This window comes from Streptomyces sp. KL2 (genome assembly GCF_046529545.1).
Taxonomy (GTDB): domain Bacteria; phylum Actinomycetota; class Actinomycetes; order Streptomycetales; family Streptomycetaceae; genus Streptomyces; species Streptomyces radiopugnans.
The window spans coordinates 5629727-5655999 of the sequence record NZ_CP127170.1 but is presented as its reverse complement, the minus strand read 5'-3'; the positions used below and the strand labels follow the sequence as shown (position 1 = coordinate 5655999).

Annotated in this window: 23 protein-coding genes and 1 pseudogene; 14 read left to right on the top strand and 10 right to left on the bottom strand. The window is 75.9% G+C overall.

What is annotated here, in order from left to right; all coding sequences use genetic code 11:
- The first annotated feature begins 4 nt into the window (after positions 1 to 4).
- Positions 5 to 3691: a DUF5682 family protein gene (locus tag QPK52_RS25405; RefSeq protein WP_410539806.1), complete on the top strand. Its 3687-nt coding sequence runs from the start codon at positions 5 to 7 to the stop codon at positions 3689 to 3691.
- On the top strand, positions 3688 to 5496 hold the full coding sequence (locus QPK52_RS25400) for a hypothetical protein (protein WP_410539805.1): 1809 nt from the start codon (positions 3688 to 3690) through the stop codon (positions 5494 to 5496). Before QPK52_RS25405 ends, QPK52_RS25400 begins: the two co-directional genes overlap by 4 nt.
- Positions 5497 to 5599: 103 nt before the next feature.
- On the opposite strand, the gene QPK52_RS25395 is transcribed toward QPK52_RS25400, so the two are convergent.
- From QPK52_RS25395 to QPK52_RS25385, 3 genes are all read right to left on the bottom strand, one after another.
- Positions 5600 to 6232 carry a hypothetical protein gene (locus QPK52_RS25395; RefSeq protein ID WP_410539804.1) on the bottom strand — a complete coding sequence of 211 codons (633 nt, stop codon included), beginning with the start codon at positions 6230 to 6232 and terminating at the stop codon, positions 5600 to 5602.
- Between the two features lie 178 nt (positions 6233 to 6410).
- Complete coding sequence (locus tag QPK52_RS25390) at positions 6411 to 7586, bottom strand: RNA polymerase sigma factor (protein ID WP_410540477.1); 1176 nt, start codon at positions 7584 to 7586, stop codon at positions 6411 to 6413.
- A 5-nt stretch (positions 7587 to 7591) separates the two neighbouring features.
- Positions 7592 to 7999, bottom strand: coding sequence for a YciI family protein (locus QPK52_RS25385; RefSeq protein ID WP_410539803.1), 408 nt, complete (start codon positions 7997 to 7999; stop codon positions 7592 to 7594).
- A gap of 432 nt (positions 8000 to 8431) precedes the next feature.
- Here QPK52_RS25385 and QPK52_RS25380 point away from each other — a divergent pair.
- The 7 genes and pseudogenes from QPK52_RS25380 to QPK52_RS25350 all read left to right on the top strand — a co-directional run.
- Positions 8432 to 8623, top strand: a pseudogene (locus tag QPK52_RS25380) (ATP-binding cassette domain-containing protein); the annotation flags it as partial.
- A 98-nt stretch (positions 8624 to 8721) separates the two neighbouring features.
- Complete coding sequence (locus tag QPK52_RS25375) at positions 8722 to 9069, top strand: DUF1330 domain-containing protein (RefSeq protein ID WP_410539802.1); 348 nt, start codon at positions 8722 to 8724, stop codon at positions 9067 to 9069.
- 70 nt (positions 9070 to 9139) lie between these two features.
- The gene (locus QPK52_RS25370) at positions 9140 to 9550 is read left to right on the top strand and encodes a VOC family protein (protein ID WP_410539801.1); all 411 of its coding nucleotides are present in this window, start codon (positions 9140 to 9142) and stop codon (positions 9548 to 9550) included.
- A 98-nt stretch (positions 9551 to 9648) separates the two neighbouring features.
- Entirely contained in the window at positions 9649 to 9954 is a 306-nt protein-coding gene (locus QPK52_RS25365) for a helix-turn-helix domain-containing protein (RefSeq protein ID WP_410539800.1), read from the top strand.
- 27 nt (positions 9955 to 9981) lie between these two features.
- Complete coding sequence (locus tag QPK52_RS25360; RefSeq protein ID WP_410539799.1) at positions 9982 to 10401, top strand: helix-turn-helix domain-containing protein; 420 nt, start codon at positions 9982 to 9984, stop codon at positions 10399 to 10401.
- Between the two features lie 10 nt (positions 10402 to 10411).
- Entirely contained in the window at positions 10412 to 10558 is a 147-nt protein-coding gene (locus QPK52_RS25355; protein ID WP_410539798.1) for a hypothetical protein, read from the top strand.
- Between the two features lie 135 nt (positions 10559 to 10693).
- Positions 10694 to 13102 (top strand): ATP-binding cassette domain-containing protein, encoded by a 2409-nt coding sequence (locus QPK52_RS25350; RefSeq protein WP_410539797.1) that lies wholly within the window; start codon positions 10694 to 10696, stop codon positions 13100 to 13102.
- Between the two features lie 48 nt (positions 13103 to 13150).
- On the opposite strand, the gene tpg is transcribed toward QPK52_RS25350, so the two are convergent.
- Positions 13151 to 13705, bottom strand: coding sequence for a telomere-protecting terminal protein Tpg (gene tpg, locus QPK52_RS25345; protein WP_410539796.1), 555 nt, complete (start codon positions 13703 to 13705; stop codon positions 13151 to 13153).
- Between the two features lie 3 nt (positions 13706 to 13708).
- Positions 13709 to 15835: a telomere-associated protein Tap gene (tap, locus tag QPK52_RS25340; RefSeq protein ID WP_410539795.1), complete on the bottom strand. Its 2127-nt coding sequence runs from the start codon at positions 15833 to 15835 to the stop codon at positions 13709 to 13711.
- Positions 15836 to 16252: 417 nt separating this feature from the next.
- Between tap and QPK52_RS25335 the strand changes: the two genes are divergently transcribed.
- The 5 genes from QPK52_RS25335 to QPK52_RS25315 all read left to right on the top strand — a co-directional run bounded on the left by QPK52_RS25335 (position 16253) and on the right by QPK52_RS25315 (position 21167).
- The gene (locus QPK52_RS25335; RefSeq protein WP_410539794.1) at positions 16253 to 16768 is read left to right on the top strand and encodes a toxin-antitoxin system HicB family antitoxin; all 516 of its coding nucleotides are present in this window, start codon (positions 16253 to 16255) and stop codon (positions 16766 to 16768) included.
- A gap of 100 nt (positions 16769 to 16868) precedes the next feature.
- Positions 16869 to 17714 (top strand): DUF4097 family beta strand repeat-containing protein, encoded by an 846-nt coding sequence (locus QPK52_RS25330; RefSeq protein WP_410539793.1) that lies wholly within the window; start codon positions 16869 to 16871, stop codon positions 17712 to 17714.
- Positions 17715 to 17799: 85 nt separating this feature from the next.
- A complete protein-coding gene (locus QPK52_RS25325) occupies positions 17800 to 18795 on the top strand; it encodes an ATP-binding cassette domain-containing protein (protein WP_410539792.1) in 996 nt (331 codons plus the stop codon).
- Positions 18792 to 19583 (top strand): ABC transporter permease, encoded by a 792-nt coding sequence (locus tag QPK52_RS25320; protein ID WP_410539791.1) that lies wholly within the window; start codon positions 18792 to 18794, stop codon positions 19581 to 19583. The genes QPK52_RS25325 and QPK52_RS25320 overlap by 4 nt, the downstream gene beginning before the upstream one ends.
- A gap of 168 nt (positions 19584 to 19751) precedes the next feature.
- On the top strand, positions 19752 to 21167 hold the full coding sequence (locus QPK52_RS25315; protein WP_410539790.1) for an alpha/beta hydrolase domain-containing protein: 1416 nt from the start codon (positions 19752 to 19754) through the stop codon (positions 21165 to 21167).
- A 41-nt stretch (positions 21168 to 21208) separates the two neighbouring features.
- On the opposite strand, the gene QPK52_RS25310 is transcribed toward QPK52_RS25315, so the two are convergent.
- The 5 genes from QPK52_RS25310 to QPK52_RS25290 are packed head-to-tail and all read right to left on the bottom strand — an operon-like array spanning position 21209 to position 25913.
- The gene (locus QPK52_RS25310) at positions 21209 to 22273 is read right to left on the bottom strand and encodes an FAD-dependent oxidoreductase (protein ID WP_410539789.1); all 1065 of its coding nucleotides are present in this window, start codon (positions 22271 to 22273) and stop codon (positions 21209 to 21211) included.
- Between the two features lie 22 nt (positions 22274 to 22295).
- Positions 22296 to 22814 carry an isoprenylcysteine carboxyl methyltransferase family protein gene (locus QPK52_RS25305; protein ID WP_410539788.1) on the bottom strand — a complete coding sequence of 173 codons (519 nt, stop codon included), beginning with the start codon at positions 22812 to 22814 and terminating at the stop codon, positions 22296 to 22298.
- The gene (locus QPK52_RS25300) at positions 22811 to 23899 is read right to left on the bottom strand and encodes a type III polyketide synthase (protein ID WP_410539787.1); all 1089 of its coding nucleotides are present in this window, start codon (positions 23897 to 23899) and stop codon (positions 22811 to 22813) included. The genes QPK52_RS25305 and QPK52_RS25300 overlap by 4 nt, the downstream gene beginning before the upstream one ends.
- Positions 23896 to 25077, bottom strand: coding sequence for an NAD(P)/FAD-dependent oxidoreductase (locus QPK52_RS25295; protein ID WP_410539786.1), 1182 nt, complete (start codon positions 25075 to 25077; stop codon positions 23896 to 23898). The genes QPK52_RS25300 and QPK52_RS25295 overlap by 4 nt, the downstream gene beginning before the upstream one ends.
- On the bottom strand, positions 25077 to 25913 hold the full coding sequence (locus QPK52_RS25290) for a UbiA family prenyltransferase (RefSeq protein ID WP_410539785.1): 837 nt from the start codon (positions 25911 to 25913) through the stop codon (positions 25077 to 25079). The genes QPK52_RS25295 and QPK52_RS25290 overlap by 1 nt, the downstream gene beginning before the upstream one ends.
- Between the last annotated feature and the right edge of the window lie 360 nt (positions 25914 to 26273).

The window sequence follows — 26273 nt, the reverse complement described above, 5'->3', positions numbered from 1 at the left end:
GGCCGTGTCCCTCTCCCACGGGGCCGCCGCGGCCTCCCCCGCCGCGGCCCTCTCCCCCGCCCCGGCCTCCCCTGCCGCGGTCGGCCCCTCCGCACCGGTCTCGCCCGAGGAGGCGATCGCCGCCCTCACCGGCGCTTCCGCGCCCTACCTCGTCGGCGTACGGCACCACGCGCCCTCCCTGGCCGCCGCCGTGCCCGCGCTGCTGGACGAGGCGGAGCCGGAGGTGCTGCTCGTCGAGCTGCCCGCCGAGATGCAGCCGTGGCTGCCCTGGCTGGGGCACGAGGAGACGCGGGCCCCGGTGGCGCTGGCCGCCGCCCCGGCGGACGGCGGCGGGGGCCCGGCGTTCTACCCGTTCGCCGACTTCTCGCCCGAACTGGCCGCCGTGCGCTGGGCCGTCCGGCGCGGTGTGCCGGTGGTCGCCTGCGATCTGCCGCTCGCCGACCGCGCGTGGAGCGAGGGCCGGCCTGCCGCGGGCGGGCGGGCCGGCGGCCCCGGCCTCGCCGCCGCTCTGCGGGCCGGGCTGACGGGCCGCGCGGGCGACGACCTGTGGGACCGGCTCGTGGAGGCGGCCGCCCCCGGGTCCCCGCCCGAGGCCCTGCGCCGGGCCGCCCTGCTCACCGGATGGGCGCTGCGCGAGGACGCGGCCGCCTCGGGCGGCGTACCGGAGCTGGACCTGCGGCGCGAGCGCTGGATGCGGGCCCGGCTGGCCGAGGCCACCTCGCACGGGGAGCGGGCCGCCGTGGTGGTGGGCGCGTTCCACGCCCCGGCACTCGCGGGCCGGGAGGCCGAAGGGGGCACCGGGGAAGGGAGCGCGGAGAGGGAAGGCACCGGTGCGGAAGGCGCCGGGGAGGGAGCCGGAACGGACGCCGGTGCGCGGCGGCCCGCCTGGACCACCTCCCTGATCCCCTACACCTACGCCCTCCTCGACGAGCGGTCCGGTTACCCGGCGGGCATCCGGGATCCGGAGTGGCAGGACATGGTCCTGCGCGCGGCGGGCGATCCGGCCGCGCTGGAGGAGGCCCTGACACGGGCGGCCGTACGCGTCTGCGCCGAACTGCGGAGCCTGGGGCACCCCTCGGGCCCCGCCGACGCACGCGAGATCAGCCGACTGGCCTCGGACCTCGCCCGGCTGCGCGGCCTGCCCGCGGCGGGCCGCGGTGAACTGGTCGAGGCCGTGCAGACGGTGCTCGCGCAGGGCGAGCCGTACGGGCGGGGGCGGGCCGTGGCGCGGGCGATGGAGCGGGTGCTCGTCGGCACGCGCGGCGGGCGTCCCGCCCCGCGGGCGCCGCGCAGCGGCCTGGCGCCCGCGGTCGAGGCCGAGGCCGCCCGGCTGGGTCTGCCCGGCCCCCGGGCCGGCGGCCCCGGCCCCTCGCGGGACATGCGGCTGGACCCGCTGCGCTCCGACCTCGACCGCCGCCGTGAGCTGCTGCTGCGCCGCCTGGCGGTGTGCGGGGTGCCCTACGGGGAGCCCAGGGGGGTCGTCGGCGCGGGCGGCGCCGAGGCCCTCACCTCCCGCTGGGAGGTGCGCTGGACACCGGCCACGGACGCCATGCTGACCGCGGCCGGCGTACGCGGAGTCACCCCCGCGCAGGCCGCCGAAGGCGTGCTGCGCGAACGGCGGCGCCTGGAGCACGACGAGGGCGGGCCGACGGCCGCGCAGGTCCTCGAAGGACTCCGGCAGGCGGCGGAGTGCGGTCTGGCCGGGCTTGCGGACGAACGGCTCGGCGAGGTCGCCGACATCCTGCCCCGGGCCGGTACCCTGCCGGAGCTGCTGGCCGGCCTGGCCCTGCTGGACCGGCTGCGGGCCGGCCATGTCCCGGGACTCGGCGCCGAGGCGGGCCGTGGGGCGCGGGCGGCCGCCGCCGCGGAACCGCTCACGGCGGCGGCGGTGCGGCAGGTGGACGGCCTGACCGGGTCCGAGGACCCGGCCGACGCCCGCGCCCTGCTCGAACTCTCCTCCCGGGCCGACCTGTTGGGCGGCATCCGGCTCTCCGACGCCCTGGCCCGCCTGTCCGCCGACGGCTCCCCCCTGATGCGCGGCGCCGCCGGAGCCGTGCGCGTCCTGCTCGGGCACGAGGACGCACAGGCCCTCGGCGACCGCGTGGCCTCCTGGGTCGACGGGGCCACCGACCCCGACTCCCGCGCCGCGCTCACCGCACGGCTCAGCGGGCTGCTGACCGCCGCGGGCCCGCTGCTGGAGGCGGCACCGCCCGCCCTGGAGCCCTTGCTCGCCCGGGTCGCCGAGCTGCCCGACCGGGCGTTCCTCGACCGGCTCCCCGCGCTGCGCGGTGGCTTCGACACCCTCAGCCCAGCGGCACGCGACCGTCTCCTCGCGGCCGTCGAGGAGCGCCTGGGCACCGCGCACGTCGCCGACACGGGCGGCGCCGACCCGGCCGCCCTCGCCGCCTGGGCCGGAGCGGACCTCGCGGCCCGCGAGACGCTGCGCTCGATGGGGCTGCTGCCCGCGCCGGCCGGGGATCCGGCAGAGGGCCTCCCGAAGGACGCCGCCGGGCCCGCACCGGGCGCCACGACGCCGGGCGCCACCGGGACCGCCGCACCCGCCGTGCCCCCGGCCGGGGAACTCCTCCTCGCCCCCGCCGACCGCTGGCGCCTCCTGCTGGGCCGCCGCACCGACCGGCTTGCGCCGTCCGCCGCACCGCTGGCGACCGCGCTGGACGAGCTGTACGGCGGCGGCCGCGGTGAGGGCAGCCGGGGCGAACTCACCGGCCCGGGAGGGGGCGGCGGGCGGGAAGCCCCTTATCCCGGGGTGCGGGAGTGGTCCGAGGAGCTGGCCGCGCTGTTCGGGCCGGGCATCCGGGAGGAGGTGCTGGCGGCGGCCGCCGCGTCGGGCCGCAGGGATGTCCTGGCCGAGCTGGACGCGGACAGCGTACGGCCCTCGGTGGACCTGCTGCGCACCGTGCTGCGGCACGCGGGCGGACTGCCCGAGGCCCGGCTGGCCGCGCTGCGCCCGCTGGTGCGGCGGCTGGTCGACGCGCTGACCCGGCAACTGGCCACCCGGCTGCGCCCCGCCCTGCACGGCACGGCCCTGCCGCGCCCCAGCAGACGCCCCGGCGGCGGCCTGGACCTGCCCCGTACGCTGCGGGCCAACCTGGCGACGGCCCGCCGCGGCCCGGACGGCACGGTGCGGGTGATCCCCGAGCGCCCGGTCTTCCGCGCCCGGGGGCGGCGGGCCGCCGACTGGCGGCTGATCCTGGTCACGGACGTGTCGGGGTCCATGGAGGCGTCCACGGTGTGGGCCGCGCTGACCGCCTCGGTACTGGCCGGGGTGCCGACGCTCTCCACCCACTTCCTGGCGTTCTCCACCGAGGTCATCGACCTCACCGGGCACGTGGACGACCCGCTGTCGCTGCTGCTGGAGGTCAGCGTGGGCGGCGGCACCCACATCGCCGCGGGGCTGCGGCACGCGCGCGAGCTGGTCACCGTGCCCTCGCGCACCCTCGTCGTGGTCGTCAGCGACTTCGAGGAGGGCCATCCGCTCGGCGGCCTGCTCGCAGAGGTCCGCGCACTGGTCGGAGCCGGCTGCCACGTCCTGGGCTGCGCGAGTCTCGACGACACCGGCCGGCCCCGCTACTCCACGTCGGTCGCCGGCCGGCTCGTCGACGCCGGCATGCCCGTCGCCGCCCTCAGTCCACTCGAACTCGCCCGCTGGATAGGGGAGAAGATCGCTTGAGCCAGAACCTGCCCCCTGTCGCCCCGTCCGTCACCGCAGAACTCGTCGAAGCGCTCCCGCCCCGGCTCCGCAGGCGGCTGGACGCGGGCGTCGCCAAGCTCGCGGCACGCCCGGCCGTCCGTGAGGGCGACACCGTGCGGATCGCCGTCGACGACGAGACCGACGTCGTACTGCACGCGCCCGGTGGAACGGTGACCGGTGCGGACGCGATCCGCTGCGGATGCCTGCTGGCCCCCGACTGCCTGCACCGCGCGGCGGCGGCCTCGGCCGCGCCGGTCGCCGACGAGACCCCGGCCCCGGAGCCCGCCGAGCCCGCCAAGACCGGAGAGGCCGCCAAGACCGGAGAGGCCCGGGAAGAGGAAGGGCAACCGGAGGAGGCGGAGGCCGCCACCGCCGGGCAGCGCGCCGCCGCACGGGCGGTGTTCGACGCGGCCGCCGCCGTCCTGGAAGCCGGCACGGACGGCGCCGGCGCGGTACTCCAGGCGGAGCTCCTGCGCGCCGCGCACACCGCCCGCCTCGCCGGTCTCCCACGGGCCTGTGCCACGGCGGTCTCCGTGGTCACCGGGGTACGCTCGGCCCGCTCCGCAGACCCCGGATACCGTCTCGCCGATCTCGCCGGCGCCCTGACCGGCGTCCTGGGCACCGCCCACCGCCTCCCGCACGCCACCGGCCCGGACCTGGCCGAACTGCGCGGTACGGCCCGGCAGCCGTACCGCCCGGACGGCTCGCTGCGCCTGTACGGCCTCTTCTGCGAGCCCGTCCTCACGGCGACCGGCTACGCGGGCGCGGTCACCTGGACCGCCGACGCGGACGGACGCCTGTACACGGTGTCGGACGTGGCGCCGGGCGGGCCCGCCCGGGCGACCGGCGCCGCCGACCTGGCCGTACGGATCGGCGACACCGCCCTGACCCATCGTGAGCTCTCGCGTGCGGGGCTGGCGGTGTCCGGCGCCACCGTCTCCCCGACGGGCCGTCTGGGCGCGGGGGCCGGAGTGCGGGCGGTCCGCGCCTCCGGCGCCGCCTGGCGCGGCGAGCCGCTGGACCGGCTGTGGGCCGTGCCCGCCGCCGAGCAGGTGGCCCGGGCGCTGAACGGCGGACAGGACCTGCTGTTCCTGGAGGTGACCGTCACGGGCACGGTGCGGGAGACGGCGGGCGACTGCCTGCTGGCCGACTGTGCGGGCCTTCCCCTGCGGCTGGCCGCCGCCCACGACGATCCCGCGCTCCCCTGCCGCGACAACCTCCGCCTGCTCGCCGCCGCCGGAGGCAGCAGGCTGCGGATCATCGCGCGCCTGGTGCCCGGACCGCTCCCCCGCGCCCTGCTGCTCGCCGCCGAGCACCCCACCGACCCCGCCGCCCGGGTGGACCTCGGCCTGGACCGCCTCCAGCACGCGGACCTGCCCGCCGGGGCGGTCGCGCCACAGCCTCCGGCCGCCCCCGCCGGGGACCGCGACGCCACCGCCCCGCTGCACCTGCTGCGCCGCCGCGTCCACCAGGCGGTGTCGGGAGGCCGCCGCGTCCTCGCCTTCGCGGGGAGCGGGCCGGGCGACAGCACCCGTCTGCGCCGCATCGGCCTCACCACGGCGGCCGATCTCCTCGACGGCCTCCACGCCGCCGCCGCGGACCGCTCCCGCGACGCCTTCGGCCGCCTGCTGCCTGCCGACACCGGCCGCTTCGCCCGGGCCTGGCTGGCTGCCGCCGTCTACCTGGACACGGTCGAACGGGCGCTGTGCGCGGGCGCGTGGGGAGCCGCTTCGGCCGAGGCGCGCTGCCCGGACCCCGGCTGCCAGGTGGGTGCGGAGCCGTGAGGCCGGAGGCCTGGCGGCGGGTGCCAGGCGGTGGCACCGGGAGCGCCCGGTGGGTGCGACCGCCGGCGCAGAAGGCCCTTGCGGGTGCGACGGGACGGAGGAGTCAGCCGGACCGGTCCGCCATCTGGTCCTCGATGAAGGCCACGGCCTCGCGGCCCACCCCGAGCGCGCCGAGCAGGATGTCCAGGGCCGCTTCGACATCGCGCTGCGAGCGGTTCAGCCACACGAACAGGCGGGGCTCCTCGTGGTGCACGAAGCGGCTGAGGGCGAACTCCGCGCCCTGGATGCGGAACAGGGCCACATCCACCTCGCCCAGCTCCTCCCAGGTGCGCTCCACTTCCAGGCGCAGCCGGGCCGCGACCGCTTCCAGCGACGGTGTCAGCCCGGCGACGATCCGGTAGAAGCTCGCCGCGTACTGCCACGGGCTCACCTGGGAGACGGGGTTGTTGCCCACGTGGTACGGCGGGACGGCCGCGGGCTGCCAGTCGGGCTCGGGCCCCGGCACCCGGACCACACCGGTGCCGGGTGCGGCCGCGGGCTCCTCTCCCCCACCGGATGCCGAGGGAGTGGTGTCCCGGTGCGGAGCTTGCCGGGCGGCGTGCCACTGGTCGGCCAGACGCTGCTTCCAGCCCGCCGGGGGCGGCCAGGGCACACCCCAGGCGGCGAGCTGCTCCCGCCGCCAGCCGCCCGCCGGGGTACGCGCGGCCCCTACCTCGTCCGGTGAAGGAATCGTCATCCGGCACATGATGGCCCAGGGCCGGGGACGCGGGCCACCGCCTCGCGCGGCGCGGGGCACCCGACGGCGGTGCCGGGCAGCCGGTGGCGGGACACCGCGGACACGCCGGGTGCCCCGGGCAGGTCCGGGCGCGGCCCTGCCGGCGGTGCTGCCGGCGCTGCCGTCGGCGGTGGCGCGGTCAGCGGTGCCTGCGGGCGTTGAGCCGGGCGGCCCGGCGCGTCAGGTGGTCGCGCTCGGCGAGGTTGGGGGCCTTGTCGGCCGCTTCGGCGTACAGCCGCGCCGCCGTCGCGAGGTCGCCGTCGCGCTCGTGGAGGTACGCCGCCACCGCGGCGTGACGGGGCACGGGGCGGCCCCTGCCCGAAGCGCTCCGGGAGGAGTCCTCCAGCGCCGCGAGCGCCGCCAGGCCGGCACGCGGTCCGTCGGCCTCGCCGACGGCCACCGCGCGGTTGAGCTTGGCGACCGGGCTGTCGGTCAGGCGCACGAGCTCGTCGTACCACTCGACGATCTGCACCCAGTCGGTCTCCTCGACGGTGGGCGCGTCCGCGTGCAGCGCCGCGATGGCGGCCTGTGCCTGGAACTCTCCCAGCCGGTCGCGGGCGAGCGCCGCCTGCAGGATCCCGATGCCCTCGGCGATCAGCCCGGTGTCCCACCTGCCGCGGTCCTGCTCGGCGAGCGGCACCAGGCTGCCGTCGGGCGCGGTCCGGGCGGCGCGCCGGGCGTGGTGGAGCAGCATGAGGGCGAGCAGCCCCGCCGCCTCCGGGTGGTCGACGGCGGCCGCGAGCTGCCGGGTGAGCCGGATGGCCTCGGCCGCGAGGTCGACGTCGCCGGAGTACCCCTCGTTGAAGACCAGGTAGAGGACGCGCAGCACGGTGGCGACGTCGCCGGGCCGGTCCAGGCGTACGCCGGCCACGGTGCGCTTGGCCCGGCTGATCCTCTGCGCCATGGTCGCCTCGGGCACCAGGTAGGCCCGGGCGATCTGGCGGGTGGTCAGTCCCCCGACGGCGCGCAGCGTGAGCGCGACCGCGGACGACGGTGTCAGCGACGGGTGGGCGCACAGGAAGTAGAGCTGGAGGGTGTCGTCCACCGCGGGCGCGGGCCCGGGCGCCGGCTCCTCCTCGACGCGCTCCTCGCGCCGGCGGCGGGCGGTCTCCGCCCGGGCCGCGTCGAGGAACTTGCGCCAGGCCACGGTGACCAGCCAGCCCTTGGGGTCCCGCGGCCGGCGGTCCGGCCAGACGCGGAGCGCCTCCAGGAGTGCTTCCTGCACGGCGTCCTCGGCCGCCGCGAAGTCGGCTCCGCGGCGGCCGAGGATCGCGAGCACGCTCGGCGTGAGACTCCGGAGCAGTGCCTCGTCCATCGGGGTCACTCCGTGATGGTGGGCGGCGCGGTCAGGAACGGGCGCACCTCGAGCCACTCGTGGATCGGCCTGCCGCCCGCCCCGGGGGCGGCCGACAGTTCTCCGGCCAGCTCGACGGCGCGCTCGTGGCTGTCGACGTCGATCACCATCCAGCCGGCGATGAGGTCCTTGGTCTCGGCGAACGGGCCGTCGGTGACGGGCGGGCGGCCCTCGCCGTCGTACCGGACGAACGTCCCCTCCGGGGAGAGCGCCTGGGCGTCGACGAACTCGCCGGTCTCCTCCAGCCGGGCCGCGAAGTCCTGCATGTACTTCACGTGGGCCGAGATCTCCTCCGGCTTCCACTGGTCCATGGGCACGTCGTTGACCGGGGCCGGGGCGCCGCGGTAGTGCTTGAGCAGCAGGTACTTGGCCATCGTGTCTCTCCTCGGTGCTGGTGCGGCCCATTGTGGCCGCGTTCACCCCGGGGACGGAGCCGGCCGCGGGTTCTCGACATCGCCGTGCGGGATTTTCCGGCCCGCATGGACGAGCCCGCACGAGCCGTCTCCCGGCACCCGTTGCCCGGCGTCGGGGCGGACGGCCGTCGCTTCCCGCGCCTGCGCCACAGCCCCTCCCGTCTCCGCTCGGTGCCGGGCCGCGCTCAACGGCCTCGGCGCCGACGCCCTTCCCCCGGCTCGCCCAGCCGGTTCCCCGATCCCTCGATCCGGCCCTGTCCCGGAACCGGGCCTCACTGCGGCGTCCGCGGTCGCGGCCATCGGCATGCTCGCCTTCCTCGGCGTGTTTCACGACGGGCCGGGCGGGGCCGACGGGACGACGGCCACCGTCATCGCCCCGAGCACCACCTCCGCCACCGGCTCTCCGGCGGCCGGCGTCAGCGCGTCAACATCGTCCGTGCCCTGACGAACGGCCCCACCGTCCTCCTGGTCGACGAGTCCACCGGCGCCCCGGACCACGAACGCGGCGCGCCGTCGTCGACCTGATCACCCGCCTCACCCGCCGGCAGGCCACCGCGACCGTCCTTGGTCACCCACGACCGCGCCGTGCGCCGGAGGCGATGACCTGAGGGGTAATCGCCTCCGGCGCGTCCGGATGCCAGGATCACCCGCGTACGCAGCCCCGCCGGCCGGAAGGAATCATCGTGCCCGCCTACGCCATAGCCCATCTGCGGGAAGCCGCCCCGCACCCGGAGATCGCCGAGTACATCGAGCGCATCCCCGCCACCTTCGAGCCGTACGGCGGCCGCTTCCTCGTGCACGCCGCGCAGCACGAGGTGAAGGAGGGGAGCTGGCCCGGGCACGTCGTGGTGATCGCCTTCCCCGGGATCGCCGAGGCGCGCGCCTGGTGGGACTCACCTGCCTACCGGGAGATCGCGCCGCTGCGGTCCCGCCACATCGCCGGCGACATCATCCTGGTCGAGGGTGTCCCCGAGGGCTACGACCCGACCGCCACCGCGCAGGCGATGAGGGAGGCCCTGCCCGCCGGGTGAGCCGGACCGGCCGGGAGACCGGTCAGGAACGGAGAAGCGCGGACCGCGTAGTGCTTCTAGCGTGGCCTTCATGGACATCACCATTCACACGACCTTCCTCCCGCACGACGACCCGGACGCGTCCCTGGCGTTCTACCGCGACGTCCTCGGGTTCGAGGTCCGCAGCGACGTCGGGCAGGGCAGGATGCGCTGGATCAGCGTCGGCCCCGCCGGCCGGTCCGGCACGTCCATCCTCCTGGCGCCGCCGGCCACCGACCCCGGGATCACCGAGGACGAGCGCCGCACCATCGCCGAGATGATGGCCAAGGGCACCTACGGCTGGATCCTGCTGGCCACCCCGGACCTCGACGGCACTTTCGAGAAGGTGCAGGCCAAAGGCGCCGAGGTCGTCCAGGAGCCGGTCGAGCAGCCGTACGGCGTCCGAGACTGCGCCTTCCGCGACCCCGCGGGCAACCTGGTCCGCATCCAGGAACTCCGCTGAGCCGCCGATCCGCCGTTCCGGCCGGGCGCCGCTCCGGCCGTGACGGCCGTGACGGCCGCGGCGGCCGGCGCCCGGCCGCCGACGAAGGGAGTTCTCCCATGTGCCACCCCGCGTGGGGGCGCGCACTCGCCCAGGCCCGGCGCCTGGAGGACCTCGCGCGACTGCGCCGCGTCCGCGACCGGATCGACCGGGAGTACGCGCTGCCGCTGGACGTCGAGGTGCTCGCCCGCGATGCGGACATGCCCGCCGGGCACCTCGCCCGTCAGTTCCGCCTGGCCTACGGCCGGTCGCCGTACGCGTACCTGACGGCGCGCAGGACCGAGCGGGCGGCGGTGCTGCTGCTCCGCGGCGGCCTCGGCGTCGCCGGGGTCCGCTCCGCCGCGTGCCGGAAACAGTGCCGGTGATGCCCGGTGCCGTGGGATGGTGGTCGTGTGACGTTGGAGGATCTCGTCCGGCTGCGCCGGGCCCGTGACCTGATGGACCGCGACTACGCGGAGCCGCTCGACGTCCCGGCCCTGGCGCGCGCCGCCCTCATGTCGCCGGGGCACTTCTCCCGCAGCTTCCGCGCCGCCTTCGGGGAGACGCCGTACAGCTACCTGATGACGCGCAGGATCGAGCGGGCCAAGGCGCTGCTGCGGCGGGGGGACATGTCGGTGACGGAGGTCTGCCTCGCGGTCGGCTGCACCTCGCTGGGGTCGTTCAGCTCGCGCTTCACCGAGCTGGTCGGCGAGAGCCCGAGCGCCTACCGGGCCCGACGGCACGACGAGGGGGCCGCCGTACCGGCCTGCATCGCCAAGATCCACACGCGACCGGTCAGGAACGGAGAAGCGAAACCCGCTTCCCGTCCGTAGCGTGAGGCCCATGGACATCGAACTCTCGCAGTGCCTCAACGCCGCCGACGACCACGGCGAGGCGCTCGCCTTCCACCGGGACTTCCTCGGCCGGGAGGTGCGCGACGACGTCGCGTTCGAGGGGATGCCGCGCTTCGCCCAGCCCCGCGGACGGTGACCCCCGGTCCCGTGGGCCTGGCGCGACAGCGCCGACGATAGAGACCAGAACGTACGTGCCCGAGACGGGCCGGACAGGACCGGGCGACACCGAAGGGCCGCGAAGAAGGCCCCGCCCGACGGATACGGAGAGACGATGAGCATGGCCAGGGGGACGGACAGGCGTGCGCCCGAGCCGCACGCCGCCGACAGCCACGACCTGATCCGCGTGCACGGCGCACGCGTGAACAACCTCAAGGACGTCAGCATCGAGATCCCGAAGCGCCGGCTTACGGTGTTCACCGGGGTCTCCGGCTCGGGCAAGAGCTCACTGGTGTTCGACACGATCGCCGCCGAGTCGCAGCGGCTGATCAACGAGACCTACAGCACCTTCGTCCAGGGCTTCATGCCCACGCCGGCCCGGCCCGAGGTCGACGTGCTCGAGGGGCTGACGACCGCGATCATCGTCGACCAGCAGCGGATGGGCAGCGACCCCCGCTCCACCGTCGGCACCGCCACCGACGCCAACGCGATGCTGCGCATCCTCTTCAGCCGGCTCGGACGGCCGTACATCGGCCCGCCCGCCGCGTTCTCCTTCAACGTCGCCTCGGTCTCGGCGAGCGGCGGGTTCACGGTCGACCGCGGCGCCGACAGGACCAGGACCGAGAAGGTGACCTTCAGCCGCACCGGCGGCATGTGCACGCGCTGCGAAGGCCGGGGCGCGGTCTCCGACATCGATCTCACCCAGCTCTACGACGACTCCAAGTCGCTCTCCGAGGACCCGTTCACCATCCCCACCTACACCGGGGACGGCTGGGTGGTGCGGGTCATCACCGAGTCGGGCTTCTTCGACCCGGGCAAACCGATCCGCGAGTACACCGAGAGGGAGCGCCACGACTTCCTGTACCGCGAGCCGACCAAGGTGAAGGTCAACGGCGTCAACCTCACCTACGAGGGGCTGATCCCGAAGATCCAGAAGTCGTTCCTCTCCAAGGACCGGGAGTCGATGCAGCCGCACATACGGGCCTTCGTGGACCGGGCGGTCACCTTCACCGAGTGCCCCGAGTGCGGCGGCAGCAGGCTCAGCGAGCAGGCCCGTTCGTCGAAGATCGAGGGGATCTCCATCGCCGACGCCTGCGCGATGGAGATCCGCGACCTGGCCGAGTGGGTCCGCGGCCTCGACGAACCCTCGGTGGCGCCGCTGCTCGTCTCCCTGCAGCGGTCGCTCGACTCGTTCGTGGAGATCGGGCTGGGCTACCTCTCGCTCGACCGGCCGTCGGGCACGCTGTCGGGCGGCGAGGCGCAGCGGGTGAAGATGATCCGCCACCTCGGCTCCTCGCTCACCGACGTCACCTACGTCTTCGACGAGCCCACCGTCGGCCTCCACCCGCACGACATCCAGCGGATGAACAACCTTCTGCTGCGCCTGCGCGACAAGGGCAACACCGTCCTCGTCGTGGAGCACAAGCCGGAGACGATCGCCATCGCCGACCACGTCGTCGACATCGGCCCCGGTGCCGGTACGGCGGGCGGCACCGTCTGCTTCGAGGGCACCGTCGAGGGTCTGCGGGCCGCGGACACCCCCACCGGCCGCCACCTCGACGACCGGGCCGCCCTCAAGGAGGCGGTGCGCAAGCCCGCCGGCACCCTGGAGATCCGCGGCGCGACGGCGCACAACCTGCGGAACGTCGACGTCGACATCCCGCTCGGGGTGCTCTGCGTGGTCACCGGCGTGGCGGGCTCCGGCAAGAGCTCGCTGGTGCACGGGTCGCTGCTCCAGCGGTCGAAGGCCGACGGCACCGGCGTGGTCTGCGTCGACCAGACGCCCATCCGCGGCTCCAGGCGGAGCAACCCGGCCACCTACACCGGTCTGCTCGACCCGATCCGCAAGGCGTTCGCCAAGGCAGGCGGAGTCAAACCCGCGCTGTTCAGCGCCAACTCCTCGGGGGCCTGCCCCACCTGCAACGGCGCCGGCGTCGTCTACACCGACCTGGCGGTGATGGCCGGTGTCGCCACCGTCTGCGAGGAGTGCGAGGGGAGGCGGTTCCAGGCGTCGGTGCTGGAACACCGCCTCGGCGGCCGCGACATCAGCGAGGTGCTCGCGATGCCGGTGGCCGAGGCCGAGGAGTTCTTCGGCACCGGCGAGGCGCGCACCCCGGCCGCGCACCGGATCCTCGGCCGGCTCGTCGACGTCGGACTCGGTTACCTCACCCTCGGCCAGCCGCTCACCACGCTGTCCGGCGGCGAGCGGCAGCGGCTGAAGCTGGCCACGCACATGGGCGAGAAGAGCGGCGTCTACATCCTCGACGAGCCGACCACCGGCCTCCACCTCGCCGACGTCGAGCAGCTGCTCGGCCTGCTGGACCGGCTGGTGGACTCCGGGAAGAGCGTCATCGTCGTCGAGCACCACCAGGCGGTCATGGCGCACGCCGACTGGATCATCGACCTCGGCCCCGGCGCCGGACACGACGGCGGCCGGGTCGTCTTCGAGGGGACGCCCGCCGACCTCGTCGCCTCCCGCTCCACCCTCACCGGCGAGCATCTCGCGTCCTACGTCGGCGCCTGACCGGCGGGACCCCGGCCCGCCGCGACGGCGGCGGGCCGGGCCCGGCGCTCAGAAGGACACGTCGATGTAGTCGATGTCGGTGAGGGCGACTTCGAGGCGGTCGGCGCGGCGGCCGCCGTCGCGGAAGTACTCCTCCTGAAGGCCTTCGGCGACGATGTCGCGCAGCTGCTGGTCACCGGCCCCCTGCTGCCGGGCAGCGAAGAGGCGGTCGGCGTAGGCCGGGGGGAGGTGGACGGTCAGGCGGCGCAGACGGGGGTCGTCGGTGGAGCCGATGGGGGCGGAGTAGCCGAACCGGGCGCGGGTCTCGATGGTGATGCCGCCGGTGGTGGCGGCCTCGCGGCGGCGGCGCTTGCGCACCAGGGGCTGCCAGCGGGCGCGGACGGCGGCGTCGATGCGGTCGGCGATGTGCCGGGGCGGCCTCTTGCGGTCGCCCCGGCGGTAGCGCTCCACCGAGCGCTGGCTGACGCCGAGTTCCTCGGCGACGGCCCGGGTGGTCTTGAGCTTGCTCAGCAGGAAGTTGATCCGGGCCTGGAGGGACTTGGGCGGGTTGCGGGTGAACGCCTCCGCCTCGGCGCGCTCGAGGGCGTCGTCGATCTCGCCCACGGGTCACTCTCCTTCGTCCAGGACGGCGTCGACGCCGTCCTTGATGTGGCGGGCGGGGTTGTAGCCCTGCTCCATCAGGTCGACCGCCCAGGCCAGCTGCGCCACGCCCTCGACCTTGCACAGGCCCGGGCTGGGGCCGAGGCGGAAGGAGCCGGGCAGGGGCTTGCCGGAGGCGGTGTAGGGCAGGAAGTCCAGCGGCGATTCGCCGGGGCTGGGGTAGACCACGCAGTCGGACAGGACGGCCAGGGGGTACAGGCCGGTCGCCTCGGCGGTCCTGAGCATCTTGCGGTGCATGTTGACGCGGGCCCTGGAGATGACGGCCGCGCGGATGTCGGGGCGCCAGGTCGGGCGTTCCAGGGCGGGCCAGCGCTCCCCGTCCCGGTGGTGGCGTCCCTGGGGGCGCTCGCGGAGCTTGCCGATGCCGCCCTTGACGGTGGCCTTGATCGCGGTGAGGACCATGGCCAGCGCCGGGTCGGCCTGCCTGTGGCGTTCCATCGCGGCGAGGAAGGCGGTGTCGGTGAGGTCCTTGGTGACACCGAGGTCGGCGAGGGTGTCGAGGTAGGCGGCCTTGAGCCGGTCGTGCCAGGGGTCGAGGTACGCGCCGGTCTCCCGGCGCAGGTACGCCTCGGCGGGCCGGACGTCGTATCCCAGTTCCTGGGCGTAGGCGACGGTGGGGGTGGCGTACCAGGCCGGTCCGGTGGGGCGCTCGCCGGTGGGGGTGAAGGGGGAGGGCAGGCGCGGGTCGAGGTCGATGTGGGACAGGTCCACGTACCAGCAGCCGGGGATCTTCTTGTCGAACACCGGGCGGGTGACGTGCTCGGGGCCGGACAGGCCGACGGCGAGGCGGGCGGCGGCGGCCAGGAACGCGGTGTTGATGTCCAGGCCGACCGCGAAGGGCAGCAGGCACTCGGCGTCCGACAGCAGGCCGACGTCGCGGACCCACTGGTAGACCTCCTCGTCCAGGAACCCTCCCTCCCAGCCCTGGGCGACGGGGTGCCCGGCGGGCGCCTCGGGCGGGGCGGGGTCGACCGGTTCGGTGCCGAGCGACCCGGGGTTGCGGCCTGGGACCCAGGCGCCGCTTCCGGCGTCCCGTACGGCCCGGGTGGGCGGGCGCAGGGCGGTCATCAGCTCCAGCCCGGTCACGGCCGTCGAGCCGCGCGGGGTGATGACCCGGGCGGCGTAGAGGCCCAGCGCGTCGGCGAGCCGGGCCGGGGGCAGGCCGGCGGCACCGGGCCAGGCCCGCGCGTCGAGCGCGTCCCAGGGCAGGACGGCCAGCTGTACGCACTGCCGCTGCCCGCCCTGCGCGGGGCGGTAGACGCGGGCCCAGGGGCCGAAGCCGCGTTTGGTGAGCTTCCACCGCGCCTTGGCGAGCTGCTTGACCACCGGGTGGTCGTCGGGCAGGCGCAGGGTGCGGCGGGCCTCGTGTCCTTCCAGGCGCTCGGGCAGGCCGAGCCTCACCGCCGCGGAGGCGGTGAGCACGATCAGCGGGTCGGAGTCCTTGCCCGCGCGGTGCAGTCGGGGCGCGCCCAGGCCGGATTCGGCCAGCGTCCACTCCACCAGCTCGGGGATGGTCGTGGCCGGGCACTCCAGGAGGATGCCCTGCGCGCCGTATGCGATGCCGTCGCCGTCCAGGACGGCCAGCGGGCCGTGCCGGTAGGGAGCGCCTGCGATGTCCGGCATCGGCCGCTCGCGTGCCGGGCGGCTTGGCGGCGCGGGAGGGGAGGCGGGCGCGGCAGGCGCGGCAGGCCGCTCCGCATCGGGTGCGGCGGCGGGTTCCGGCCCGGCCGGGGGCGAGGCGGGCGCGGCGGCCGGCCGCCGGGAGGCGGGGGCCGCGGCCGGCGTCTCCGGCGCCGGCGCGGACGGGGGCGAGGAAGCGTCGGGCCCGGGGTACTTCGCGGCCCAGCCCTCCAGCAGCCGCTGGTACGCCTGCAGCCGGGGCGGCCTCGGCTCCGCGCGCCCGTTCTCCCAGTTCTTCACCGTCTGCAGCGTCGACTTCATCGCCTGGGCCAGACGGGCCTGGGTGATTCCGGCGGCCTCCCGCAGGCGGGCCCGCTCCGCCGGGGGCGGCAGTTGCGGCTCCTCCTCCAGCAGGGCGTCGACGGACGCGAACAGCTCTTCCTCGGTGGGCACGCCTGTCACCTCCGCCCGGAAGCTATCAGATTTAACCCTTTCCCTCGTTGCCTCTTAACCAGCTCCTTCACCCCCGTCCTCCATCCCGCGAAGGGGGCCGGGAGCGCACGCGGCCGCCGGTCCCCGCGCCTCCGCACCCCGAGCACATGTCCGCCCGCTCCGGTGGAGGCGGGTCCGCGCCGACGGGGCCGGGCGACAAGGAGGAGCCATAACGGCACCCGTTGGCACCATCTGACGCCATCAGGTGCCAGGCAGCGCCACTCAACACCCTCAAGGCTGCACGGGGACCCATGGAGCCGCGACCACCCAGGCCGAACTCCTGGCGTTCTCGCAGATCAGAGCGTTATCCCTGCACCCCGCCCACGCAAGGCGCCATCCGGGCTTGCATATGGCACCACATGGTGCCACTATAGCGCCATGGACCTCACTCCGTATGTCGACACCCTCCGCCGCGAACTGGCGGTGGCCGCCGAGGCCGGCGGCGGCGAAGCCCGCGAGCTGGCCGAGAGGCTCACCGCCCCCCTGGAGTCGGCGGCCCGGCTGACCATGCTCAACGTGCTCTCCGCCGCGATGAACGAGATCACCCGCGAACTCGCCCCCGGTTCGGTCGACGTACGGCTGCGCGGGCTCGACCCCGACTTCGTGGTGACGCCGCCGCCCGCCGGCGGCGCCCCGGCCGGGCCCTCCGCACCCGCCGAACCGATCGCGGCACCGGCCCCGGCCGACGGCGAGGAGGGCGGCACCGCCCGCGTCAACCTGCGCCTGCCGGCCCATCTCAAGGCCCGCGCCGAGGAGGCCGCGAGTCGCGAGGGCCTGTCGGTCAACGCGTGGCTGGTGCGCGCCGTGTCGGCCGCGCTCGACGGTGGCGGCCGTCCCCGCCCGGCGGAGAGGACCCAGACCATCGGGCAGAGCTACACGGGCTGGGTGCGCTAACCCGCGCCCCTCACCCCGCACCCCGCGCGCCCGCATCACTTCACCCACACCACGTCCCACCAGCGGGGACGCCCCGAAGACCCAGGAGGACGGGACAGCCATGCCTTCTTTCGACACACCCGAACCGATCTCGGCCACGGCGCACGTGGAGGCCGGATCCATCCGGTTCACCGCCGGCGACCGCCTCGACACCGTCGTCGAGGTGCGGCCCCGCGACCCGAAGCGGGAACAGGACGTACGGGCGGCCGACCAGACCGAGGTCACGTACGCGAGCGGCGCCCTGACCGTCAGGACGCCCAGGCGGCGGCACCTCGTCGGGCGCACCGGCATCGTCGATGTGACGGTCGAACTGCCCGCGGACTCGCACGTCGACCTGACCGGCGCCTGGGCCCAGGTGCTCGGCGAGGGCCGGCTCGGCGAGGTCCGGGTGAAGACCTCGTCCGGCGACGTCCGCCTCGACGCGACCGGCCCGCTGAAGCTGACGGCCTCACACGGCTCGATCACCGTCGACCGGGTCGAGGGACCGGCCGAGATCACCACCAGCTCCGGCAGCCTGCGCGTCGGCGCCGTCCACGGTCCCGCCGTCCTGAAGAACTCGCACGGCACCACGACCGTCGGCACCGCGACCGGCGAGTTGCGGGTCAGCGGCGCCAACGGCGACATCGACATCACACGCGCCGAGGGGCCGGTCGTCGCCACCACCGCCCACGGCACCCTGCGCGTCGCCGAAGTCGCCCGCGGAACGGTGCGGTTGGAGACCTCCTACGGCGCCATCGAGGTCGGTGTCCGCGAGGGCACCGCCGCCTGGCTCGACGTCAGCTCCGGCCGGGGGCAGGTACGCAACACGCTCACCGCCTCCGAGGCCCCGGAGGAGAGCGAGGACACCGTCGAGGTCCACGCCCGGACCCGCTACGGCAACATCGACATCCGCCGCGCCCGGGTCTGAGCCCCGGCCCCGCGGGCTCGCCCGCCCTCCGCCGCTTCACCGCCTCGCCCCCTTCACCGCCTCAGTCCCCGAAAGGGAGGACTCCATGCCTTCATCTGTCATGTCCACGTCCAATTCGAGCGGCGGCCCCCGGCCTCCCGCCGCCGTCTCCGCCGTCGGGCTGCGCAAGTCCTACGGTGACAAGGCCGTCCTCGACGGCATCGATCTGCACATCCCGGCCGGCTCGGTGTTCGCGCTGCTGGGGCCCAACGGCGCCGGCAAGACCACCGCCGTCAAGATCCTCTCCACCCTCATCGGCGCCGACGGCGGCCGGGCCCAGGTCGCGGGCCACGACATCGCCACATCACCGCAGGCCGTGCGCGCCGCGATCGGCGTCACCGGGCAGTTCTCCGCCGTCGACGGCCTGATCACCGGTGAGGAGAACATGCTCCTCATGGCCGACCTGCACCACCTGCCCAGGCGCGAGGGGCGGCGGGTCACCGCCGAACTGCTGGAACGCTTCGGCCTCACCGACGCCGCGAAGAAGCCCGCCTCCACCTACTCCGGCGGTATGAGGCGCCGCCTCGACATCGCCATGACGCTCGTCGGCGGCCCGCGGATCATCTTCCTCGACGAGCCGACCACCGGCCTCGACCCCCGCTCCCGTCACAACATGTGGCAGATCGTCCGCGAGCTGGTCTCCGGCGGCACCACCGTCTTCCTCACCACCCAGTACCTGGAGGAGGCCGACGAACTCGCCGACCGCGTCGCCGTGCTGCACGACGGCGGGATCGCCGCCGAGGGAAGCCCCGGCGAGCTGAAGCGGCTGGTACCCGGCGGCCATGTCCGCCTGCGGTTCACCGACCCGGCCGCCTACCGGTCCGCCGCCGGCGCCCTGCGCGATGCCGCCCGCGACGACGAGGCCCTCGCGCTGTCCATACCCGGCGACGGCACCCAGCGCGAGCTGCGCTCCATCCTCGACCGGCTGGACTCGGCCGGCATCGAGGCCGACGAACTGACCGTGCACACCCCCGACCTCGACGACGTGTTCTTCGCCCTGACCGGCGGCACCGACCAGCCCTCCGAGGAGGCCGTCCGATGAGCTCCCTGTCCCTCGCCGTGCGCGACTCGTCCACGATGCTGCGCCGCAACCTGCTGCACGTGCGGCGCTACCCGTCCCTGACGCTGAACCTCCTTCTCACACCGATCGTCCTGCTGCTGCTGTTCGTCCACGTCTTCGGCGAGGTGATGAGCGCGGGCATCGGAGGCGGCGGGGCCGACCGCTCCGCGTACCTGGCCTACCTCGTGCCGGGCCTGCTGCTGATGACCGTCGGCAGCGCCACGATCGGCACCGCGGTGTCCGTGTCCATGGACATGTCCGAGGGCATCACCGCCCGCTTCCGCACGATGGCGATCCACCGCGGTTCCGTGCTCGTCGGACGCGTCGTCGGCAGTGTGCTGCAGTCGGTCGCCGGCGTGGTCCTGGTCGGTGCCGTCGCCGTGGCCATCGGTTTCCGGGCCGAGAACGCCACCGCCCTGGAGTGGCTGGCGGCGTTCGGGCTGCTCGTGCTGGTCGCCCTGGCACTCACCTGGATCGCCGTCGGGTTGGGCATGGTCAGCCCGAACGCCGAGGCGGCCAGCAACAACGCGCTGCCGCTGATCGTCCTGCCGCTCGTCTCCAGCGCCTTCGTCCCCGTCGAAGCGATGCCGGGCTGGCTCCGGCCGATCGCCGAGTACCAGCCGTTCACGCCGGCCATCGAGACCCTGCGCGGCCTGCTGCTCGGCACCGGGATCGGCCACAACGGCCCGCTCGCCGTCGCCTGGTGCCTGGGCCTGACCACGCTCGGCTACTTCTGGTCCAAGTCCCTGTTCGACCGCGACCCGAAGTAGCCGGAACGGCCGCGCGGGCCGCCGCCCGCAGTCCGTCCCGCCCCGGGGGCGGTGAGCGGTCGCCGTCAGGACCGGTGATTCGGCCGATGGGCCCCGGCCCCGCACCGGCCATCCTCTTCGGGGACGGGCGGGCATACGGCCCCGCCCGGGAAGAGGAGCCGGACGCATATGAGCACATGGCGCAGAACGTCGCGGATCTTATCGGCGGCTCTGGTCGCCGCGGCCCTGGCCACGGGAGCGGCCGAGGCCGCCCCGCCGCCCGCCCCGGCGGCGACCGGAGCGGCGGCCGGGGCGGCAAGCGGAGCGGCGGTCGGCACACCGGTCGTCCAGGGGCCCATCGCCGGTACGGCCCCCGGCGACCCGTCGGCCCCGGAGGTGGAGGACACCCACCCGTGGATGTCCACCGTCACCGACCTGGCCGCCGCCGGATACGTGGAGGAGGAGTTCTACCTGTCCGGTGAGGCCGACGGATACAGCACCACCGGTGAACTCCTCGCCTCCGACGTGCCGTACACCACCCGCGTCATCGTCCGCCGCCCCGCCGACCCCGGGGACTTCAACGGCACGGTCCTGACCGAGTGGCAGAACGTCTCGGCCGGGTACGACCTGGACGCCCTGTGGTCCCCCGAGCAGATCATGCGCGGGGGGTACGCCTGGGTCGGCGTCTCCGCCCAGCGGGTCGGTGTGGACCGACTGCGCGGCTGGAGCCCCGCCCGCTACGGGAAGCTCGACGTCACCGGCCGGGGCCGCTTCACCGCCGACGAGCTGTCCTACGACGTGTTCGCGCAGGCCGCCAAGGCCCTGCGGAGCCGCGAGGGCGCCGCCCTCCTCGGCCCGCTCCGGGCCGAGACGGTGCTGGGCGTCGGGGCGTCGCAGTCCGCCGCGCGGATGACGGTCTACTACGACCGCGTCCTGCCCCGGACGGAGCCCGTCTTCGACGCCTACGCCCACATCGTCGGCACCGCGCCGTCCCGGAAGGGCGCCGAACCGGTGTTCCACGTGCTGTCGGAGACCGACGTGCGCACCCCGCAACGGCGTGCCGACGACGACCGCTACCGGCGCTGGGAGGTCGCCGGCAGCGCGCACTCCGGCTGGCACGGCCAGGAATACCGCCGGCCGGTCCTCGAGCGCGACCTCGGCTCCGCGCCCACCTACGCCTGCGACCGGCCGGCGTTCAGCAGGGTCCCGCTGCACCATGTGATCGCCGCCGCCTACGGTCACCTGGTGCGCTGGGCCGAGCGCGGTGTACGCCCGCCGTCCGCGCCTCCGCTGGAGTTCGCCCCCGACGGCACCAAGGCCCGCGACGAACTCGGCCTGGCGCGCGGCGGCATCAGGCTCTCCCAGGTCGAGGTGCCGACCGCGCTCAACACCGGCGACAACTCCGGGGAGACCTTCTGCATCCTGTTCGGCACCCACGTCCCGTTCGACAGGGCCCGGCTCGACCGGCTGCATCCCTCGCACGCCGGTTACGTCTCCGCCGTGCGCCGCGCCGACGCGCGCAACGTCCTGTCCGGCTATCTGCTTCCCGGCGACGCCCTCCGCAACTTCCGGGATGCGGCCGCCTCCGACGTCGGGAGGCGCTGACCGCCGCCGGAGGGGCGGACCGGCCCCCGCGGGCACCGCGTTCACCCGTCCGGCGGGTACGGCCCGCCCGCCGGGGCGCACTCCCCCGCCGGGCGGGCCAGCGCGTCGACGACGGCGGAGAACAGCCACGGCAGCCGCTGCGCCGCGGGGACCAGTGCCGCCCGGGCGGGGGGCGGCCCGGTCGCCGCGAGCAGTGCGCGGGTCAGCCGGCGGTAGCGCCGGGTGATCCGCCGCCAGTCCCGTTCGTAGGCCGCGAGGTCGCCGCCGGTGACCGCCCGTACCGCCGCCGGCGCCTGTGCCAGCGCCAGCGCGATGCCCTCTCCGGTCAGCGCGTCGACGTAGCCGGCGGCGTCGCCGACGAGCAGCACCCGGCCGGCGGTGCGCGCTCTCGCGCTCCGGCGCAGCGGGCCGGCCCCGCGCACCGGCCCGGCCGGCCGGGCCCCGGCCAGCCGCTCGCGCAGCTCGGGGAAGGCGGCGAGGTGGTCGTCGTAGGACCCTCGGTCGCCGGTGAGCACCGCCACGCCCACCAGGCCGTCGGCCACCGGGGTCACATAGGCCTCCGCGCCACGGGCCCAGTGCACCTCGACGTGGTCGCTCCAGGGGGCCAGGGCGAAGTGGCGCCGCAGTCCGTACCGCGGGCGCGTGCGGTGCGGCCGGTCCAGGCCCAGTGCCCGGCGGATCGGCGAGTGCAGGCCGTCGGCCGCGACGAGGTGGGCGGCCCGGAGACCGCCGGCCGCCACACCGTGCCCGTCCTGCTCGACGCCGCGCACGGCGCGGTGCTCGATCCGTACGCCCGCCGCCAGCGCCGCCTCGCGCAGCGCCGCGTGCAGCACGGTCCGGCGCACCCCGCGGCCCGGGCCCGCCCGGAAGGGGGCGCGGGCCCGGTGGGGCCCGGCCACGTACCGGACGCCCCGCAGCGCGTTCCCGGCCGGATGCACTCCGAGCGCGGCCAGGGCGGCGACGGCCCCCGGCATCAGCCCCTCGCCGCACGCCTTGTCGACGGTGCCGGCGCGCTGTTCGAAGACGGTGACCTCAAGTCCCGCCCGGGCCGCGTGCAGGGCCGTGGCGAGACCCGCCGGCCCTCCGCCGACGACGAGCAGGTCCACGGTGGCCCTTCCCCCGGGCATCTCAGGCCAGTCGCGCCAGCGCGGCGTCCTCGGTGCGGACGCGGGCGGCCAGCAGGAAGGCGTTCAGCACGGTGAAGACGGCCGCCGTGATCCAGGCGGAGTGGACCAGCGGCAGGGCCAGTCCCTCGACGACGACGGCGAGGTAGTTCGGGTGCGGCAGGCGGCGGTAGGGGCCGCCGGTCACCCGCGCGGCGCCGGGCACGACGATCACCCGGGTGTTCCACTGCCGGCCCAGGGTGGCGATGCACCACCAGCGCAGCGCCTGCGAGGCCGCGACGAGCACGAGCATGGTCCAGGCGAGCACCGGCAGGACCTCCGGCCGGCGCGCCCACACCTCCACCAGCGCGCCGGCGAGCAGACCCGTGTGCAGCGCCACCATGAACGGGTAGTGCCCCCGCCCGAGTTCCACACCGCCGCGCGCGAAGCTCCAGGCGGCGTTGCGGCGGGACACGGCCAGTTCGGCGACCCGTTCCAGGCCGACGGCCGCGACCAGGACGGTGAACAGGAGCTCGCCGCTCATTCCGCACCGCCCGGGGCGCGCAGGAGGACGAGTTCGGAGCAGAAGCCCGGTCCCATGGCGAGCATCAACCCGTGGGAACCGGGCCTGGGCGGGCGTTCGGCGAGCGTGTCCGCCAGGACGTGCAGCACCGAGGCGGAGGAGAGGTTGCCGATCCGGCGCAGCGAGTCCCAGGTCACGCCGAGGGCGTCCCGCCCGACCCCGAGCGCGTCCTGCAGCGCGCGGAGGACCTTGGGGCCGCCGGGATGCGCCACGTACCAGCCGAGGTCGTCGGCGGTCAGACCGTGGTCGGCGAGGAAGTCGCGGACGTCGCCGCCGACGTACCGGCGCACCAGGTCGGGGACCGAGGCGTCGAGCACGATCCTGAGCCCGCCGGGGCCGACGTCCCAGCCCATCGCGCGCTCCGAGTCGGGATAGAGGCGGCTGCGCGAGGCCAGTACGAGGGGCTGGGCGGGGTCTTCGGAGTGTGCGAGCGGATGCTCGGGGCCGACGGCGACCACCGCCGCGGCGCCGTCCCCGAACAGGCCTCCGGCCACGAGGTTGGCGACCGAGGCGTCGTCGCGCTGGAGGGTGAGCGAGCACAGCTCGACCGACATCAGCACCGCGACCCCGTCCGGCCGGCCGCGCAGCAGGTCGTGCAGACGGGCGAGACCGGCCGCGCCGGCGACGCAGCCGAGGCCGACCAGCGGCAGGCGCGCCACGTCGGGGCGCAGTCCGATCTCCGCCGCCACGCGGGCCTCGAGCGAGGGGACGGCCAGGCCGGTCACCGTGCACGACACGATGCAGTCGACGTCGGCGGGGGCGAGACCGGCGTCCTTGAGCGCTTCGACGACCGCGCGGCCGCCGAGCTCGGTGCCGACCCGGATGAAGGCGTCGTTCGCCCGGCCGAAGTCCCCCAGCCGGGCGTACTCCTGAAGCGGGAGCGCGGTGTGCCGGGTCTCGACGCACACGTTGCGGTGCAGCCGCTCGACGACGCCGCGGTCGGCGGTGCCGCCGGCCAGCATGGCGACGAGGGACTCGGTGATCTCCTCCTGCCGGTGGCGGTGCTCGGGCAGGGTGCCGCGAACGCTGAGGACGCGCGTGCTCATACTGGCTCCCGGGTTCGGCCGGTCGGGCGGGCGGATGCGGCGAGCGCCCGGCCGAGGCCGAACGCGAGGGCGGGGGTGAACCGGCCCCGGGCGAGGCCGAGTTCGACGAGGTCGTCGAAGACGCGCTGGTCGGCCGCGGAGGCGCGCAGGGCGGCCTCGACGGTGCGGCGGCCGCGGGCGAGACGGGCGGCCAGGGCGGTGTGGCGCAGATGGGGCAGCAGGATCCGGCCGGTGGCGCGGGCGTAACGCTCCCCCGCCCGGCCGGGCCGCCCCTCGCGCAGGGCCGCGGCCGCCGCGCGTCCGGCCGCGATGCCGGTGGCCACCGCGTAGTAGATGCCCTCGCCGGTCAGCGGGTTCACCAGGCCGGCGGCGTCGCCCGCGAGCAGCACCCGGCCGGCCGGAGGGCGCCAGCGCGCGGTCGACAGCGGCAGATGGTGCCCGACCCACTGCCGCCCTCCCTCGGCCGCCCCGGGCAGCAGCGCCTCGAGCCGTTCGAGCAGCCGGGCGCGGGCCGGAGCCGTGCGGCCGGTGCCGAGGGCCTCGCCGTATCCGACGTTCGCGAGGCCGTCGCCGCGGTCGAAGGACCAGGCGTACGCCGGCTGGTGCCGGGTGCCGAACTCGATGACCTGCACTCCGCGCCGCCCGGGGGCGACCGGGGCGTAACCGCGCAGCGCCAGGGCCATCGGGCCGCGGGGCAGGCCGAGGGAGCGCCGGACGGCCGAGTGGGCGCCGTCGGCGCCGACGACGGCCGCGGCGGAGACCTCGCCGTCCAGGACCACCGCGCCGGTGTGCTGCCGCAGTTCGCGGACCCGGTGCCGCAGGAGGTGCGCGCCGGCGGCGACCGCGGCGTCGACCAGCCGGGCGTCGAGGATCCGGCGCGGCACCACCCATGCCGGGCGGGCCGTCCGCCGCTCGGCGGTCAGACCGCCGCGGCCCAGGCGGATCCGGCCGACCGGGGTCCGGTCGTGGACGAGACCGGTGACGCCGACCTGGGCGAGGAGGTCGAGGGCGTGCGGGGCCACCGCGTCTCCGCACGCCTTGTCCCGGGGGAAGTCCGCCCGGTCCAGGAGGGCGACGCGCAGGCCGGGATCGGCGCGCAGCGCGCCCAGCGCGGCGGCGGCGCCCGCCGGCCCGGCGCCGACCACGGCGAGGTCCCAGTGCGCGGACGGCGGCGCCATCAGCCGGCCGCCACGAGCAGCACGACGTCGAGCAGGGCGACGGCCACCGCGGCCCGGAAGGGGGTGCGGCCCCGCGCGGTCAGGACGGGCACCGTGAGGACGGCCACCGGGACCAGGGCGGCGAGCGCCCAGGCGGGAGGACTTCCCGCGGGGCCGAGCACGGCGAGCAGCGAGGCCGCGGCCAGCAGCACGGCGGCCAGGGCGCGCGAGGGGCGTTCGCCGATCCGGTGCGGCAGGCCGCGCACCCCGGCGCGTTCGTCGTCGGCGAGGTCGGGCAGCGTGTTGAGCAGGTGCGCCCCGACCCCGAGCGCGGCGCCGGCGCCGGTGGCCCACGCCGGCGCCCAGGCCGTTCCCGGGCCGGCGAGGGTGACCACCGAGGGCAGCGCACCGAAGGCGCAGGCGTACGGCGCCCAGGACCACCGGGTCGCTTTCAGGCCGAGGTTGTAGGCGTGGCCCGCGCCGGTGACCAGGAGGACGTTGGCCAGCGCGCCGCGCCAGCCGGTGAGCGCGGACAGCACGAGGCAGGCGAGCGCGGCCGCGGCCAGGGCACACGCCACCGTGCCGACCGGGAGCTCTCCGGTGGCCAGCGGCTTGTCGGCGCGGCCGGCGGCGCGGTCGCGGGGAAGATCGCGCAGATCGTTGCCCCAGCCGATCGTGAGCTGGCCGGCGAGCACCGCGGCGGTGACGGTGGCTGCGTCCGGCGGGGGCAGTGCGCCGCGGAGCGCGAGCAGGCCCGCGATGGCGGTGACGGCCAGGGCGGGCCCGCCGTGGGCGGCGGCCAGCAGCGCGAGCGCGGGCGGCGGTCCGGGGCGCGCCCGGACCTCTCCGGCGGTCACGGGCACCGCCGTACCGCGACCGGCCCGCCGGGGGCCGCGCCGCTCGGTGGGCCGTGCACGCCGGACACGGCGGGCACGCAGGGCACGGCGGAGCCTGCACCGCCGTACGCGCCCTCGGCGCGCGGGCGTCCTGCGACGGCACAGCGGGTGTTCCCGGTCGCCCCGGTGACCACGATGAGCATGCGGGATCGGTGCCCGCGCCGCCGCCGGCTCACACGGTGCACTCCGGCATCCGGCGGATACCGGCGGCACCCGGACGGCGCTCGGGCGGCCGGTTCCGCAGGCGAGGACTGCGGCGGCCTCTCGGGCCCCGTGTCCGTGGCCAGGGCGCGCTCGATGCCGTGCCGTACGAAGGCGCGG